Source organism: Allobosea sp., from assembly GCF_030694325.1.
Lineage (GTDB): Bacteria > Pseudomonadota > Alphaproteobacteria > Rhizobiales > Beijerinckiaceae > Allobosea.
The window spans coordinates 1-14,225 of record NZ_JAUXYO010000237.1; the positions used below are offsets into that span (position 1 = coordinate 1).

The 14,225-nt window shown below is 67.7% G+C and carries 13 protein-coding genes; 4 read left to right on the plus strand and 9 right to left on the minus strand.

Translation table 11 applies throughout. The features are described 5' to 3' along the window. Window positions 1-88: 88 nt before the first annotated feature. Both uvrA and Q8M82_RS15715 read right to left on the minus strand, forming a co-directional pair. The gene (gene uvrA / locus Q8M82_RS15710; RefSeq protein ID WP_305692283.1) at window positions 89-3,007 is read right to left on the minus strand and encodes an excinuclease ABC subunit UvrA; all 2,919 of its coding nucleotides are present in this window, start codon (window positions 3,005-3,007) and stop codon (window positions 89-91) included. Between the two features lie 429 nt (window positions 3,008-3,436). Then, window positions 3,437-4,618 (minus strand): pyridoxal-phosphate-dependent aminotransferase family protein, encoded by a 1,182-nt coding sequence (locus Q8M82_RS15715; protein WP_305692271.1) that lies wholly within the window; start codon window positions 4,616-4,618, stop codon window positions 3,437-3,439. Window positions 4,619-4,836: 218 nt separating this feature from the next. Between Q8M82_RS15715 and Q8M82_RS15720 the strand changes: the two genes are divergently transcribed. The 4 genes from Q8M82_RS15720 (at window position 4,837) to ssb (ending at window position 8,500) form a co-directional block, all read left to right on the plus strand. After that, the gene (locus Q8M82_RS15720) at window positions 4,837-6,063 is read left to right on the plus strand and encodes an MFS transporter (protein WP_305692272.1); all 1,227 of its coding nucleotides are present in this window, start codon (window positions 4,837-4,839) and stop codon (window positions 6,061-6,063) included. Between the two features lie 109 nt (window positions 6,064-6,172). After that, window positions 6,173-6,976 carry a DUF2189 domain-containing protein gene (locus Q8M82_RS15725; RefSeq protein ID WP_305692273.1) on the plus strand — a complete coding sequence of 268 codons (804 nt, stop codon included), beginning with the start codon at window positions 6,173-6,175 and terminating at the stop codon, window positions 6,974-6,976. Window positions 6,977-7,061: 85 nt separating this feature from the next. Beyond that, window positions 7,062-7,646, plus strand: a complete 585-nt coding sequence (locus Q8M82_RS15730) for a DinB family protein (protein ID WP_305692274.1) — start codon at window positions 7,062-7,064, stop codon at window positions 7,644-7,646. 314 nt (window positions 7,647-7,960) lie between these two features. Next, entirely contained in the window at window positions 7,961-8,500 is a 540-nt protein-coding gene (gene ssb / locus Q8M82_RS15735; RefSeq protein ID WP_305692275.1) for a single-stranded DNA-binding protein, read from the plus strand. 145 nt (window positions 8,501-8,645) lie between these two features. Here ssb and Q8M82_RS15740 read toward each other — a convergent pair whose 3' ends face one another. From Q8M82_RS15740 to Q8M82_RS15770, 7 genes are all read right to left on the minus strand, one after another. Continuing rightward, entirely contained in the window at window positions 8,646-9,518 is an 873-nt protein-coding gene (locus tag Q8M82_RS15740) for a flagellar motor protein MotB (protein ID WP_305692276.1), read from the minus strand. Window positions 9,519-9,540: 22 nt separating this feature from the next. Continuing rightward, on the minus strand, window positions 9,541-10,002 hold the full coding sequence (locus Q8M82_RS15745) for a MotA/TolQ/ExbB proton channel family protein (protein WP_305692277.1): 462 nt from the start codon (window positions 10,000-10,002) through the stop codon (window positions 9,541-9,543). Between the two features lie 96 nt (window positions 10,003-10,098). Continuing rightward, window positions 10,099-10,404 carry a motility-associated protein gene (locus Q8M82_RS15750; RefSeq protein ID WP_305692278.1) on the minus strand — a complete coding sequence of 102 codons (306 nt, stop codon included), beginning with the start codon at window positions 10,402-10,404 and terminating at the stop codon, window positions 10,099-10,101. 142 nt (window positions 10,405-10,546) lie between these two features. Beyond that, window positions 10,547-11,068: a hypothetical protein gene (locus Q8M82_RS15755; RefSeq protein WP_305692279.1), complete on the minus strand. Its 522-nt coding sequence runs from the start codon at window positions 11,066-11,068 to the stop codon at window positions 10,547-10,549. 19 nt (window positions 11,069-11,087) lie between these two features. After that, window positions 11,088-12,023, minus strand: a complete 936-nt coding sequence (locus Q8M82_RS15760; protein ID WP_305692280.1) for a nucleoside hydrolase — start codon at window positions 12,021-12,023, stop codon at window positions 11,088-11,090. Window positions 12,024-12,161: 138 nt separating this feature from the next. Beyond that, window positions 12,162-12,926, minus strand: a complete 765-nt coding sequence (locus tag Q8M82_RS15765; RefSeq protein WP_305692281.1) for an ATP-binding cassette domain-containing protein — start codon at window positions 12,924-12,926, stop codon at window positions 12,162-12,164. A 217-nt stretch (window positions 12,927-13,143) separates the two neighbouring features. Further along, a complete protein-coding gene (locus Q8M82_RS15770; protein ID WP_305692282.1) occupies window positions 13,144-14,082 on the minus strand; it encodes a sugar ABC transporter substrate-binding protein in 939 nt (312 codons plus the stop codon). Window positions 14,083-14,225: the final 143 nt, after the last annotated feature.

Genomic DNA, 14,225 nt, shown 5'->3' on the forward strand with positions numbered 1-14,225 from the left:
ACAGCAAACATGAGCCGCTTCGCAAGCCGTTGCGAGGCGGCTTTTTTTTGGGGAGAAGACGTGGCCGCGACGCTGGCCGCGAGGGCTTTTAAACCGTTCGCGCTTTCTTGGGTTTCGCCGGCGCCGCCACGGATGGTTTGCGCGCCATCGCTTCAGCGAGATAGCGCCCGGTGTGGCTGCGCGTTTCCTTGATGATCTGAGACGGCGGCCCCGCCGCGACGATTTCGCCGCCGCCGTCGCCCCCCTCCGGCCCCATGTCGATGATCCAGTCCGCCGTCTTGATGACTTCGAGATTGTGCTCGATCACCACCACCGTATTGCCCTGCTCGACGAGTTCATGCAGCACTTCGAGCAGCTTGGCGACGTCGTGGAAATGCAGACCCGTCGTCGGCTCGTCGAGAATATAGAGCGTGCGGCCTGTCGAGCGGCGCGACAGCTCCTTGGAGAGCTTGACGCGCTGGGCCTCGCCGCCTGAGAGCGTCGTGGCCTGCTGGCCGACCTTGACATAGTCGAGCCCGACGCGGGCGAGCGTCTCCAATTTGTCGCGGATCGAGGGCACGGCCGTGAACAAATACTTGGCCTCCTCGACCGACATGTCGAGCACGTCGGCGATGGAATGGTCGCGGTATTTCACCTCCAGCGTCTCGCGGTCGTAGCGCTTGCCCTTGCAGACGTCGCAGGTGACGTAGACATCCGGCAGGAAGTGCATCTCGATCTTGATGACGCCGTCGCCCTGGCAGGCCTCGCAGCGGCCTCCCTTGACGTTGAAGCTGAACCGGCCCGGCTGATAGCCGCGCGCCTTGGCCTCGGGCAGGCCGGAGAACCAGTCCCGGATCGGCGTGAAGGCGCCCGTATAGGTCGCTGGGTTGGAGCGCGGGGTGCGGCCGATCGGCGACTGGTCGATGTCGATGACCTTGTCGAGATGCTCGATGCCCTCGATGCGGTCATGCGGGGCGGGGTGGTCGATCGCGCCGTTGAGCTTGCGCGCCACGGCCTTGTAGAGCGTGTCGATGACCAGCGTCGACTTGCCGCCGCCGGAGACGCCGGTGATGCAGGTGAAGAGCCCGAGCGGGATCTCGACCGAGACATCTTTTAGGTTGTTGCCGCGGGCACCGACGATCTTCAGCGAGCGGCCCTTCTGGGCCTTGCGGCGGCGCACGGGCACCGCGACCGACATCTCGCCGGTGAGGTATTTGCCGGTGAGCGAGTCGGGATTGTCGAGGATCTGCTGCGGCGTGCCCTGGGCGACGATGCGCCCGCCATGGATGCCGGCGCCGGGGCCGACATCGACGACGTAATCGGCGGTGAGGATCGCGTCCTCGTCATGCTCGACGACGATGACGGTGTTGCCGAGGTCGCGCAGCCGCCGCAACGTGCCGAGCAGCCGCTCATTGTCGCGCTGGTGCAGGCCGATCGAGGGTTCGTCGAGCACATAGAGCACGCCCGTCAGCCCCGAGCCGATCTGGCTCGCGAGCCGGATGCGCTGGCTCTCGCCGCCCGAGAGCGTGCCCGAGGCGCGGGCCAGCGTCAGGTATTCCAGCCCGACATCGAGCAGGAAGGTCAGCCGGTCGCGGATCTCCTTGAGGATGCGCGGGGCGATCTCGTTCTGCTTCTGGCTGAGACGCGAGGGCAGGCGGGAGACCCAGTCGAGCGCGTCCTTGACCGAGAGCCGCGAGATCTCGCCGATATGGTGCATGTCGATCTTGACCGCGAGCGCCTCGGGCTTGAGGCGGAAGCCCTGGCAGGCCTTGCACGGCGTCTCCGACATGAAGCGGCCGATCTCCTCGCGGGCCCAGTCCGACTCCGTCTCCTTCCAGCGACGCTCCATATTGGTGATGACACCCTCGAAGGGCTTCCTCACCTCATAGGCGCGCAGGCCGTCGTTGTAGGCCATGCGGACCGGCTCGGCGCCGGTGCCGTAGAGGATCGAGATCTTGGCGCTGTCGGGGAGCTCGGCCCAGGGCTTGGTCATCGAGAAGCCGAGATGGCGGGCGAGCGCCTCCAGCGTCTGGCCGTAATAGGGCGAGGTCGACTTGGCCCAGGGGGCGATGGCGCCCTTCTTCAGGCTGAGTGAGGAATCCGGGACGATCATGTCCGGGTCGATGCGCATCTCGTGGCCGAGGCCGTCGCAGGCCGGGCAGGCGCCGAAGGGGTTGTTGAAGGAGAACAGGCGCGGCTCGATCTCCGGAATCGTGAAGCCGGAGACCGGGCAGGCGAATTTCGAGGAGAAGACGATGCGGCGCGGCGAGCCGTCCTCCTCCTTCTCATCGGCATATTCGAAGACGGCGATGCCGTCGGTCAGCTCCAGCGCCTGCTCCAGCGAGTCTGCGAGCCTGGCGCCGAGATCGGGCCTGATCACAAGGCGATCGACGACGACGTCGATGTCGTGCTTGTACTTCTTGTCGAGCGCGGGCGCATCAGGGATCTCGACGAATTCGCCGTTGATCTTGACGCGCTGGAAGCCGCGCTTCAGCCACTCCGCCATTTCCTTGCGGAACTCGCCCTTGCGGCCGCGCACCACGGGAGCGAGCAGGTAGCCGCGGGTCTTCTCCGGCAGCTCGGTGAGCCGGTCGACCATCTGCTGCACGGTCTGGCTCTCGATCGGCAGGCCGGTCGTGGGCGAATAGGGCACGCCGGCGCGCGCCCAGAGCAGGCGCATATAGTCGTGGATCTCGGTGACGGTGCCGACGGTGGAGCGCGGGTTCTTCGATGTCGTCTTCTGCTCGATCGAGATCGCCGGCGAGAGCCCGTCGATCTGGTCGACATCGGGCTTGCTCATCATCTCCAGGAACTGGCGGGCATAGGCCGAGAGGCTCTCGACATAGCGGCGCTGCCCTTCCGCATAGATCGTATCAAAGGCGAGCGAGGATTTGCCCGAGCCCGACAGGCCGGTGAAGACGACGAGCTTGTCGCGGGGAATCGCGAGATCGACATTCTTGAGATTGTGCTCGCGGGCGCCGCGCACGGTGATCATGCGCGAGTCGGTGCGCCGCGCCTCGTCGAACATCGCCTCGAGCGACGCGGCCTGGTCGGCGAGCGAGGTCTTGTTGCCGGACGAGGTCTGACCCGACGAAGTCTTGTTGCCGGACGAGGATTTGGCGCCGGAGGTGGGTTTGCGAGCCATGGGGGCGTCCGGAGAGGGATGAGGCGTAGAGATAGGGCAAAAGCCGCGTCCTGCCAGACCGGCCGGCAGGCGGCGGCAATGTCTATCACGCACATCGCCAGCGGCGCGGGGTCGCAGACGGCGCTGCTGACAGGGTATGGCAGGAGCGGGCGGGAGCGAGCGGCACCAAAGCCCTCATCCTAAGGAGCCGGGGCACGCGGCGTCTCGAAGGATGCTCCAGATGGCTGCGGAACCTCCTGGAGCATCCTTCGAGACGCGCTCCTGCGGAGCGCTCCTCAGGATGAGGGCCCGGAGCGGGACGCGCGATGCGCTTCAGGCCGTCGCCGCGCCGAGATAGGCCACCGCCGCGTCGACGCCGCCGGAACCGTGCGGCACGCCCTTGGCCTGCAGCGTCATCTCGACCACGGCGAGCGTGCCGAGTACGGTGGGCGCGTTGACATGGCCCATATGGGCGATGCGGAAGGCCTTGCCGCCGAGCTCGCCGATGCCGAGGCCGAGCGAGACGCCGCCGGTGTCGCGGGCGAAGTCGGTGAGGGTCGCCACCTCGATGCCCTGGACGAGGATCGGGGTGACCGAGGGCGCGCGCTGGAGCGGGTCGGTGACGTTGAAGGTCAGCGCCTGGCCCTCGGCCCAGCGCGAGACGGCGGCATGGGTCGCGCCGGCGAGCAGGCGGTGGCGCTCCCAGACGGCCTCGAGCCCCTCCTCGAAGATCATGTCGAGCGCCGCTCGCAGCCCGAAGAGCAGATGCTCCGGCGCCGTGCCGCAATGCTTCATATAGGCGAGCGTGTTCATCCGGGACGACCAGTCCCAGTAGAGCGTCTTCATGGTCGCGGTCTTGTGCGCGGCGATCGCCTTTGCGTTGGCGGCGACGAAGGCCAGCCCCGGCGAGGTCATCAGCCCCTTCTGCGAGGCCGACATGGCGACGTCGACGCCCCAGGCGTCCATCTCGAAGGGCATGCAGCCGACCGAGGCGACGCCGTCGACCATGAACAGGGCCGGGTGGCCGGCGGCGTCGATGGCGCGGCGCACGGCCGGGACGTCGTTGACGACGCCCGACGCGGTGTCGATCTGCACCATCAGCACGGCCTTGATGGCGTGGCCGGCATCGGCGCGCAGCCGCGCCTCGACGGCGGCGGGGTCGATCGCGGCGCGCCAGCTGCCCGGCAGCACCTCGACATCGGCGCCCATGAAGGCGGCCATCTCGCCCCAGCCGATGGCGAAGCGCCCGCTCGCCAGCACCAGCACCTTGTCGCCGCGCGACAGCACATTGGTCAGGGCCGCCTCCCAGCCGCCATGGCCGTTGGCGGCGTAGACGAAGGTCTCGCCCGTGGTGCGGAAGACGCGCTTGAGATCGGCCAGGACGGATTCGGTCAGATCGACGATCGTCTTCGAGGCGAGTTCCTCGGCCGGGCGCATCATCGCCTGCAGCACGCGGTCGGGAATATTGGTCGGTCCCGGCATCGCGAGGATGTGCCGGCCGTTGGCGACGCTCATCTGACGGGAATCCTGTGTGGAGGCGGGTGCCTGAAGGGGGACGCTGTCGCCATAACGACAGAGCCCGGCCACAAGCAAGAGCCGTGCGCGCCGCAGGGGCATGTCGGCATCCGTGTGTCCGCGCATGGCGCCCCCGCCAATATTTCGCTGGCTTGGGAGCCTGCGCCGGTTCAATGCCTCGACGCTCTGGCCTGGCTCGAACCGGATACCTCTCGGACATGACCGCCACCACGCCGCCCGCCCGCATCGCCCAGGCCGCCGCCATGCCGGTGCTGATCGCGCTGAGCGCGACGCATCTGCTCAACGACATGATGCAGTCGCTGATCCCGGCGATCTATCCGATCATCAAGGTGGCCTATGGGCTGGATTTCGGGCAGATCGGCCTGATCACCCTGACCTTCCAGATCACGGCTTCGCTGTTCCAGCCGCTCGTCGGCGCCTATACCGACAAGAACCCGATGCCGTATTCGATGGTCGTCGGCATGGGTTTCACCCTGTTCGGGCTCATCGGGCTCGCCTACGCCGGGAGCTACCCGCTGCTGCTGCTCTCGGCGGGTTGCGTCGGGCTCGGCTCCTCGATCTTCCACCCGGAAGCGACCCGCATGGCGCGCAACGCCTCGGGCGGGCGTCACGGGCTGGCGCAGGGCATCTTCCAGGTCGGCGGACAGACGGGCGGGGCGCTCGGGCCACTGCTCGCCGCCTTCATCATCGTGCCGCGAGGGCAGGCGAGCCTGGCCTGGTTTTCGGCCGCGGCGCTTCTCGCGATGGTGCTGATGACCTGGACGGCCGGGCGCTATGCACAGCTGCAGCGCCAGCAGGCGGCAGCGCCCGCCAGGGCGAAGGCGGCCGCGGCGGCCCCGGTTCGCTCGACGGCGGCGGTGGGCTTCGCGGTGACGATCCTGGTGATCCTGCTGTTCTCGAAGAACGCCTATTCGCAGAGTTTCAGCTCGTTCTACACCTTCTACCTGATCGGGAAGTTCGGGGTCGCGGTGCAGACCTCGCAGGTCATGCTGTTCCTGTTCCTGGCCTCATCGGCGGCGGGCGCGATCTTCGGCGGCATCCTGGGAGACCGGATTGGCCGCAACAAGATCATCTGGTTCTCGATCCTGGGTGCGCTGCCCTTCACGCTGCTGCTGCCCCATGTCGATCTGGCCTGGACGGGCGTGCTGACGATCGTGATCAACCTGATCATGTCCAGTGCCTTCGCGGCGATCCTGATCTACGCGATGGAGTTGATGCCGGGCCGGATCGGGCTCGTCGGCGGGCTGTTCTACGGCCTGTCCTTCGGGCTCGGCGGCATCGCGGCGGCGATGCTGGGTGAACTCGCCGACCGCATCGGAATCGACGCGGTCTATCATCTCTGCGCCTTCCTGCCGGCGATCGGCCTGCTCGCCTGGTTCCTGCCGCGGCTCGCCTCCGACGGGCCGGCCGCCCCCGGGCACTGACGCCGGCCGGATTGATCTCCCCCAATGCGCATGGCCGTGACGGCGCTAGGCTGATCCCCAAAAGCCAAGCCCCGGCCGTCGTGCCGGAGGCGCAAGCGGGGGAGAGGCCATGGACGAGATCCAGAGCGGGAGCGGAGCGGCGGAGCCGCGGCGGCCGGACCCGGTGGTGCGGCGCATCGCCATCCATGACGTGGTCGAAGCCTTCGTCGCCGGCTTGCGGGACTTCCAGGCGGCGCCGCTGTTCGGGCTGTTCTTCGGGGGGATCTATGCCCTGGGCGGGCTTTCGATCCTGATGTCGCTGACGCGGTTCGGCATGCCCTATCTGGCCTATCCTCTCGCGGCCGGCTTCGTACTGATCGGCCCCTTCGTGGCGGTGGGGCTCTATGAGGTGTCGCGGCGGCGCGAGGCAGGCGAGCCGCTGGGCTGGGGGCAAGTGCTGGGCGTCGTCTTCGCCCAGGGCCAGCGGGAGCTGGGCTGGATGGCCTTCGTCACGCTGTTCGTGATGATGATGTGGCTCTACCAGGTGCGGCTGCTGCTGGCGCTGTTCCTCGGCTTCCAGTCCTTCTCCAGCTTCACGGGCTTCCTGACCGTGATCACCTCGACGGCGGAGGGCCTGATGTTCCTGGCCGTGGGCCATGTGGTCGGGGCGGTGCTGGCGACGATCCTGTTCTCGCTGACGGTGATCTCCTTTCCGCTGCTGCTCGACCGCGAGGTCGATTTCATCACCGCCATGATCACCAGCGTCAGAGCGGTCTCGACGAACCCCGTGCCGATGCTGGGCTTCGCGGCGGCGATCAGCGCGCTTTGCCTGGTGGCGATGCTGCCGGCCTTTCTCGGCCTAGTCGTGCTGCTGCCGGTGCTCGGCCATACGACCTGGCATCTCTACCGGCGCGTGGTGGAGCCGGCGGCTTGAGCCGGGATGCGGGCCGCCGGGAGCCTGCTGCCATGACGCGTCGCGCGCTTGCTGTCAGTCTCTCCCTCGACGGGGAGGACCGACCATGGACGAATTGCGACCCTATCGCGCGATGGCCTTCAACAATCTCTGGGCCAATCACCGGCTGCTGCGTGCCTGCGCGGGCCTCTCGCAGGCCGAATGGGTGGCGCCGCGCACCGGGTTCTTCCCGAGCCTGCGGGCGACGCTCAACCACATCCTGATCCTCGACCATTTCTATGTCGACGCGATGGAGGGCGGCAGGCTCGGCCCCGCCGCCTGGGCCGACCGCGAACCCTGCGCGACCCTGCCCGAGCTTCAGGTTGCGCAGGAGGCGATGGACCGGCGGCTGATCGCGGTGGTCGAGGCGGCGGGCCCCGCGGCGGATACGGGCGGACTGGCGCGGATCGTGAGCGTGCATCGCGGTGCCCGGATCCAGCGCGAGCGGCTCGATCGGCTGCTGCTGCATCTGTTCCAGCACCAGATCCATCATCGCGGCCAGGCCCATGCCATGCTCAGCGGGACGTCGGTGCGTCCGCCGCAGCTCGACGAATTCTTTTCGGCGGAGGAGGCGGATCTGCGGGCCGGGGAGTTCGCGGCGCTGGGGCTCAGCGAGGCGAGGGTGTGGGGCGGGACGGTCGACGCCGTCTAGCCAATCCGTTCTTGCACGGAACCATGCCGTCATCCCGGGCTTGCCCCGGGATCCATCGGAGGGCTCCGGAGCTCTACGATGGATCCCGGAGCGGCGCCGCTGCGCGGCTCGTCCGGGATGACGGCGCGCTTGATGCTTCTGCGCAGTACGCTTCGGCCGCCGCGGCGATCCTAATGCTCCGACGAAAGCAGGGGACAACCCCGCGAAGGGAGCTTGAACAAAACAGGAACATCATTGATAGTGCGGCGGTCGGCCGGTAGGGTCCTGCTCCGGTCGCGGGCCGGTTTCGATGTGCGCAGGAAATGGAGCCTCTCATGGCTGGTAGCGTCAACAAGGTCATTCTGGTCGGTAATCTCGGGCGCGACCCCGAGGTCCGGCGCCTCGGCTCGGGCGAGCCGGTCGTCAATCTGCGCATCGCCACCTCCGAAACCTGGCGCGACAAGCAGTCGGGCGAGAAGAAGGAGCGCACCGAGTGGCACTCGGTCGTGATCTTCAACGAGAACCTCGCCAAGGTCGCCGAGCAGTATCTGAAGAAGGGCTCGAAGATCTATATCGAGGGCCAGCTCCAGACCCGCAAATGGCAGGACCAGTCGGGTGTCGAGAAGTACACCACCGAAATCGTGCTGCAGCGCTATCGCGGCGAGCTGACCATCCTCGACAGCCGCGGCCAGGGCGGCTCGGACGAATATGGCGAGGGCGGCGGCATGATGGAGGATCGCTCGTCCGGCTCGTCCTTCGGCCGCTCGGGCCCGATGGGCGGTGGTGGCGGCGGTGCTCGCCAGCCGGCGATGGCGGGCGGCGGCGGCGCCCCGCGCTCCTCGTCGAGCCATCTCGACGACGATATCCCGTTCTAGGGGTCGCCCCGACGGCGAGGGGAGAAACACGACAGAAGGCGTTGCTCTCGAACGCCTTCCGTTGAAGTCCGGCGACGCCCGATCTCTGCTTGGTCGGCCCGCCTCGGTCGGCCTGGAACGGTGGCGGGCGGGGGCGGACGACGCGTCAGCGAAGGCTGCGCGGGGACAGCGGCGGCGCTTCGTTGATCAGCGTGATCGTCACGCGTCGGTTCGGCGAGAGGTAGGGATTGTCGGGGATGACCGGCTCGGTGTCGGCGCGTCCCACCACGGCGGTGAAACGGTCGCTGGGGAACCCGGCCGCCGTCAGAATCTCGCGAACGGCGACCGCGCGCCCGGCGGTCAGGCCCCAGGAATCGGCAGCCTGCGGCGAGCCCGGACGCGCGGCCGAGGTGTGACCGGTGACGGACAGGCGATTGGGCAGCCGGCGCAGGGTGGGCGCGAGCACCTCCAGCACGCGCCGGGTGCGCTCGTGGGGGGTGACCGAGCCCTCGGGGAACATCGAGCGGCCGTCCTGATCCGCAAGCGAGACGTTCAAGCCTTCCTTGGTCGGCTCGATCACGATGTTGCGCGACACTTCGGCGAATTCCGGCATCGTCTGGAGCGCCTGCCGGATGCTGGCCGCGGCGCTCTGCTGAGATTGCGCGCCCTCGGCGGTGCGGCTGAGTTCGAGGTCGCTGGCGCGGCCCGTGCTGCTGCGGCGCGCACCCTCGTCCTTTCCGGCCGTGCCCATGGCCGCGTCGCGGGGCGTCGACGACTTGTTGCCTGCCTTGTCCAGCGACGTGCCCATCAGCACGCCGCCGGCGCCGCTGGTGGTGGGGCTGACGGACGCCGGAGCGAAGTATTCGGCCAGACCGATCTTCTGCTCCTTGGTGGTCATGTTGATCAGCCACATCAGCAGGAAGAACGCCATCATGGCGGTGACGAAGTCGGCATAGGCGATCTTCCAGGCCCCGCCATGGTGCCCGTGAGCCGCCTTCTTGACCTTCTTGATGATGATCGGCTGGTCGGTCTTGGCCATCGCGTTCCTGCTGGACTTGGGGTCAGACGGTGGCGGGCAGAGCGGCGGTCGCCGCTTCGACTTCGCTGAAGGTCGGGCGGACGTCGCTGAAGAGGGCCTTGCGGGCGAATTCGACCGACATCACCGGCGGCTGGCCGCTGATATGGGCGAGGAGGCCCGCCTTGAGCGACAGATAGTATTTTGACTCCGCCTCGAAGGTGCTCTTCAGCGAGGCCGCCATCGGCCCGAAGAAGCCATAGGCCACGAAGACGCCGAAGAAGGTTCCGACCAGCGCGCCACCGATCAGATGGCCCAGCACCTCCGGCGGCTCGGAGATCGACCCCATGGTCTTGATCACGCCGAGCACGGCGGCGACGATGCCGAGCGCCGGTGTTCCGTCGGCGATCGACTGCATGGCCGAGACGATGCGCTCCTGTTCCTGATGGTGCGTCTCGAGTTCCTCGTCCATCAGTGCGTCGATCTCGTGGACGTTGTCGACGCCCATCGTCAGCATCCGCATGTAGTCGCAAACGAACTCGACCGCGTGATGATTTGCCGCAAAGGTCGGGAAGGCGTTGAACAGCGTCGATTCGTGCGGATCTTAAATGAGCGGCTCGATCGCGAGCATGCCCTTCTGCTTCGCGAGCTTGTACAGGGAGTACTGCATCGCCAGCAGCTCGACATAGGCCTCCTGATTGTATTTCGGACCTTTGACGATCGTGCCGAGCATGGCTGGCACGGCCTTGAGCACGGGCCCGGAGTTGCCGATGACGAAGGCGCCGATCGCAGCGCCGAGAATGATGACGTACTCCCAGGGCTGCCAGAGGACGCCGAGCTTGCCGCCCATCGCCGCATAGCCGCCGAAGACGCAGAGGAAGACGATGATTGCGCCGACGATCAGCCGCATGGACTTTCCACCTCCGGATCACGGCAGGCCAAGCCCCCGCGACGCCACTACTGGACTGACCAAATGACCGATTAAGGTTAAGGGCGAGTTTAGAATGACCGCTCGGAGCCGCCCCGGCGATCGCTCAACCGAGCGCCGCGGCTCAGCGGCAGAACTCGGCGCAGCCAGCCTCCCAGAACGGGGCGTCGCGGCGCAGTTCCGGCATCGAGGGGCGCGGCTTGGCGCCGGGCAGATCGGCCGGCGTCGGCGCGACCAGCTCCCACCAGCGATGGGCGCATTGCGAGCGGAAGGCCATCTGCTCGGCAATCGAGGTGTCCTGCTTCGCCAGCGCCGCATCGAGCGCCGCGCAAGCCTCGCGCAGCCGCGCATCGTGGCTGTCTGAGGGATCATTGGCGTAGTCGTGGAAGGCGGCGGTGAAGGCCTCCATCTCCCGCGCGATATGCGGCCAGTCGTGCCGGTCGAGATTCCAGGCGTCCATCCATTCGCGCACGACGGTCTCGACCGCGTCCGCCTTGCGCCTGTCCTTCACCTTGCGCGCCGTCGTGAGCATGTGGCGCATCAGCTCGGCACGGGCATGGATCTGCCGGGCGGCCAGCGCCGCTGCGCGCATCGCGGCGATGGCGGCGTCCGCCTCGGCGCGCAATTCCTCGACCAGATGGGGCATGGCTGATCCTCGACGGTGGTCAGGGCAGGGTGGCGAGGCGTTCGATCATCCGCTCGAACAGCACCGTCGCCTCGACGGTGGCGACGACATGGGCGTTGGGCTCGCGCTTCAACCGCCCGTTCCAGTCGATCGTGGTGCGGCCGCGCAGGGAGCCTGCGCCGGTCTCGATTTCGACGAAGCAGTCGCGCCCCGAAAACAGCTCCGGCCAGAGCAGGAAGGCGATGACGCAGGGGTCGTGCATCGGGTGCCCGACCGTACCGAGCCCGCCCGGGCGCGGGCGCGTCAGCATGCCATGGACAGCCCGGCCGCTGGCGGTGCCGAGCGCGCCGATCCGCGCAACCTGCTCATGGCTCGCGATCGCCTGCAGCGTGACGCCGAGCCCCAACATCACGATCGGCCGACCACAGCCGAAGACGATCGCGGCGGCATGGGGATCGACATGGATGTTGAACTCGGCCGCCGGCGTCATGTTGCCGAGCCCCAGCGCCCCGCCCATCAGCACGATGCGCCTGATCCTGGGCAGGATGTCGGGCGCCAGCCGGAAAGCCAGCGCCAGATTGGTCAGCGGCCCGAGCGGGCAGAGCGTGACGCCGTCATCCGGCGCGGCGCGGCAGATGCCGATGATCGCCTCGACGGCGTGGCCTGGCGCGATTGTGCTCGCGGGCGATGGCAGGTCGGCGCCGGCGAGCCCATCGGGCCCGCAGACGAACTCCGCCGTCTCCAGCGGGAAGAGCAGCGGCGCTTCTGCTCCGGCATGGACCGGAACGGGCGTCGCCCCGGCCCCGGCGAGATCGCGGATGCGCAGCGCATTGGCGGTGGTCTGCGCCACCGGGACATTGCCGGCGACGGTGGTGATGGCGCGCAGCTCGAGCCGGTCGCGCGACGCGAAGGCGAGCAGCAGCGCAACGGCGTCGTCCTGGCCGGGGTCCGTGTCGATGATGATCGCTTCGCGCATGTCTCTCAGCCCTCATCCTGAGGAGCAGGCACAGCCTGCGTCTCGAAGGATGCTTCCAGAGTCTCCTGAACCATCCTTCGAGACGCCGCTTCGCGGCTCCTCAGGATGAGGGCTCGTGTGGGGCGGATCGACATTGGCTCAGGCTGCCTTCGCGTTGCCGGCCATGATCAGATGAGCGATATCGTCCGCCGTCAGGTCACCGATCGGCCGGTCGACATATTTGCGGCCCGCGCCCATGATCACGACGCGGTCGGCGAGTGCGACGACGTCGCGCATGTTGTGGCTGATGAGGATGACCGTGCGCCCGTCGGCCTTGAGCTTGCGGATCAGGTCGAGGACCAGCGCGCTCTCCTTGACGCCGAGCGCTGCCGTCGGCTCGTCCATGATGATGACCTCTGCGTTCCAGCGCAGCGCGCGCGAGATCGCCACCGCCTGGCGCTGGCCGCCGGAGAGCCGTTCGACCGGGCGCGTCATGTCGGTGACGGCGGCCGAAAGCTGCGAGAGATAGCGCTGCGATTCCGCGATCATGCGCTTCTTGTCGAGCACGCGCAGGAAGGGCAGCAGCAGCGGCCGGGTCAGCTCCGAGCCCATGAACACGTTCTGGGCGATCGAGAGCCGCGGCGCGAGCGCCAGATCCTGGTAGATCGTGGCGACGCCGTGCTCCAGCGCGTCATGCGGTGAGCCGAAGGAGACCGGCTGGCCGCGCATGCTGATCGACCCCGATGTCGGCTCCTCGGCGCCCGAGATCACCTTGATCAGGCTCGACTTGCCGGCGCCGTTGTCGCCACAGATCGCGACAACCTCGCCGGCGAAGATGTCGAGATCGACCTCGCGCACGGCGACGACGGGGCCGTAGGCCTTGCCGATGCCGCGCAGGGAGAGGAGGGGGGTGGGATCGGTCATGGCGCGGCTTCCGAAGGCAGACTCAACGCGGCGACGGGCGGTGACCAGCCCCCTCTCCCCTCGCGGGAGAGGGTTGGGGTGAGGGGGCGCCGTGCCCTATCCGGCAAGCCCCCGCAACACGAGAGGGATGGACAGCGCACGGCGCCCCCCTCATCCGTCTCGGCTTCGCCGAGCCACCTTCTCCCGCAAGGGGAGAAGGGAGGGCCCGGCCGAGACCTCACTTCAGGAACTGCTGGACGTTCGTCTTGTCGACCAGCACGGCCTCCGTGAAGAGATAGGGCCCGCTGGTGACGGTCTCCTTCGGCTTCTTTTCGACGACGATGGTCTGGATCGCGTCGACCGCCTGCTTGCCCATCGCTTCGAAGGGGATCGCGACGGTGGCCGTGAAGGTCGAGGCGGGGTCGGCGATGCGGGCATAGGTTTCCTTGCCGCCATCGACGGAGACCAGCGGGATCTGGCCCTTCTTGACGCCTTGGGCCTGCAGCAGGTCGTCGATGATGTAGGCCTGCCCGTCGAAGGAGGCCCAGATGCCGTTGATCTTGCCCTGATTCTGCAGCAGCAGCGCCTGCATGCCGGCCCGGACGTCGTCGCGCCAGCTCTGGGTGCGGGCCATCGAGAACTTGCCGAGCTCCTTCACCGCCTGGTTCTCGGCCAGCACCGCATCGAGGATGCGGCCGCGGATGCGCGAGGCGACGTTGAGGTCGAAGCGGGCGGTGACGATGTTGCCCTGATAGCCGAGCTGGCCGAGCAGATAGAGCGCGGCATCCGCGCCGACCTTGTACTCGTTGGTCTGGATGTCGAAGAGTGCATGCGGGCTCGAGCCCGACTGCACGGTGACGACCGGGATCTTGGCGTCCTTGGCCGCCTTGAACTGGGCGTCGGCCTCGACCGGCTTGCCCATGGCGATGATGATGGCGTCGACCTTCTTGGCGATCAGGGCGTCGAACTGCTCGGCATGCTTGGGCAGCGCGCCCTCCGAGTTGAGCAGCGTCACGCCCCAGCCTTTGGCCTTGGCGGCGGCGGCCGCCGCGTTGGCGACGCGCGCATGCGTCTCCGACGAGAACTGGAAGCCGATGATCCCGACCTCGAAGGCCTGGGCGGAATGGCCGGCGATGATCATGCCTGCGGCCAGAAGGACGGATTTCAGAATGCGCATGACGTGACTCCCCTGTTTTTCTCTGGTCGCGATAATCGCTTCAGCCTCTCAGCCCTCATCCTGAGGAGCCGCGGCACGCGGCGTCTCGAAGGATGCTCCAGTGGGCACCGGAGATTTCTGGAGCATCCTTCGAGACGCGCGTC

What these genes read in the sequence shown, in the direction of transcription:
- Q8M82_RS15765 (WP_305692281.1), bottom strand. Translation starts at nt 12,926, where the DNA reads ATGACCGATCCCACCCCCCTCCTCTCCCTGCGCGGCATCGGCAAGGCC.
- Q8M82_RS15720 (WP_305692272.1), top strand. Translation starts at nt 4,837, where the DNA reads ATGACCGCCACCACGCCGCCCGCCCGCATCGCCCAGGCCGCCGCCATG.
- Q8M82_RS15770 (WP_305692282.1), bottom strand. Translation starts at nt 14,082, where the DNA reads ATGCGCATTCTGAAATCCGTCCTTCTGGCCGCAGGCATGATCATCGCC.
- Q8M82_RS15750 (WP_305692278.1), bottom strand. Translation starts at nt 10,404, where the DNA reads ATGCGGCTGATCGTCGGCGCAATCATCGTCTTCCTCTGCGTCTTCGGC.
- ssb (WP_305692275.1), top strand. Translation starts at nt 7,961, where the DNA reads ATGGCTGGTAGCGTCAACAAGGTCATTCTGGTCGGTAATCTCGGGCGC.
- Q8M82_RS15740 (WP_305692276.1), bottom strand. Translation starts at nt 9,518, where the DNA reads ATGGCCAAGACCGACCAGCCGATCATCATCAAGAAGGTCAAGAAGGCG.
- Q8M82_RS15725 (WP_305692273.1), top strand. Translation starts at nt 6,173, where the DNA reads ATGGACGAGATCCAGAGCGGGAGCGGAGCGGCGGAGCCGCGGCGGCCG.
- Q8M82_RS15730 (WP_305692274.1), top strand. Translation starts at nt 7,062, where the DNA reads ATGGACGAATTGCGACCCTATCGCGCGATGGCCTTCAACAATCTCTGG.
- uvrA (WP_305692283.1), bottom strand. Translation starts at nt 3,007, where the DNA reads ATGTTCGACGAGGCGCGGCGCACCGACTCGCGCATGATCACCGTGCGC.
- Q8M82_RS15760 (WP_305692280.1), bottom strand. Translation starts at nt 12,023, where the DNA reads ATGCGCGAAGCGATCATCATCGACACGGACCCCGGCCAGGACGACGCC.
- Q8M82_RS15755 (WP_305692279.1), bottom strand. Translation starts at nt 11,068, where the DNA reads ATGCCCCATCTGGTCGAGGAATTGCGCGCCGAGGCGGACGCCGCCATC.
- Q8M82_RS15745 (WP_305692277.1), bottom strand. Translation starts at nt 10,002, where the DNA reads ATGGGCGTCGACAACGTCCACGAGATCGACGCACTGATGGACGAGGAA.
- Q8M82_RS15715 (WP_305692271.1), bottom strand. Translation starts at nt 4,618, where the DNA reads ATGAGCGTCGCCAACGGCCGGCACATCCTCGCGATGCCGGGACCGACC.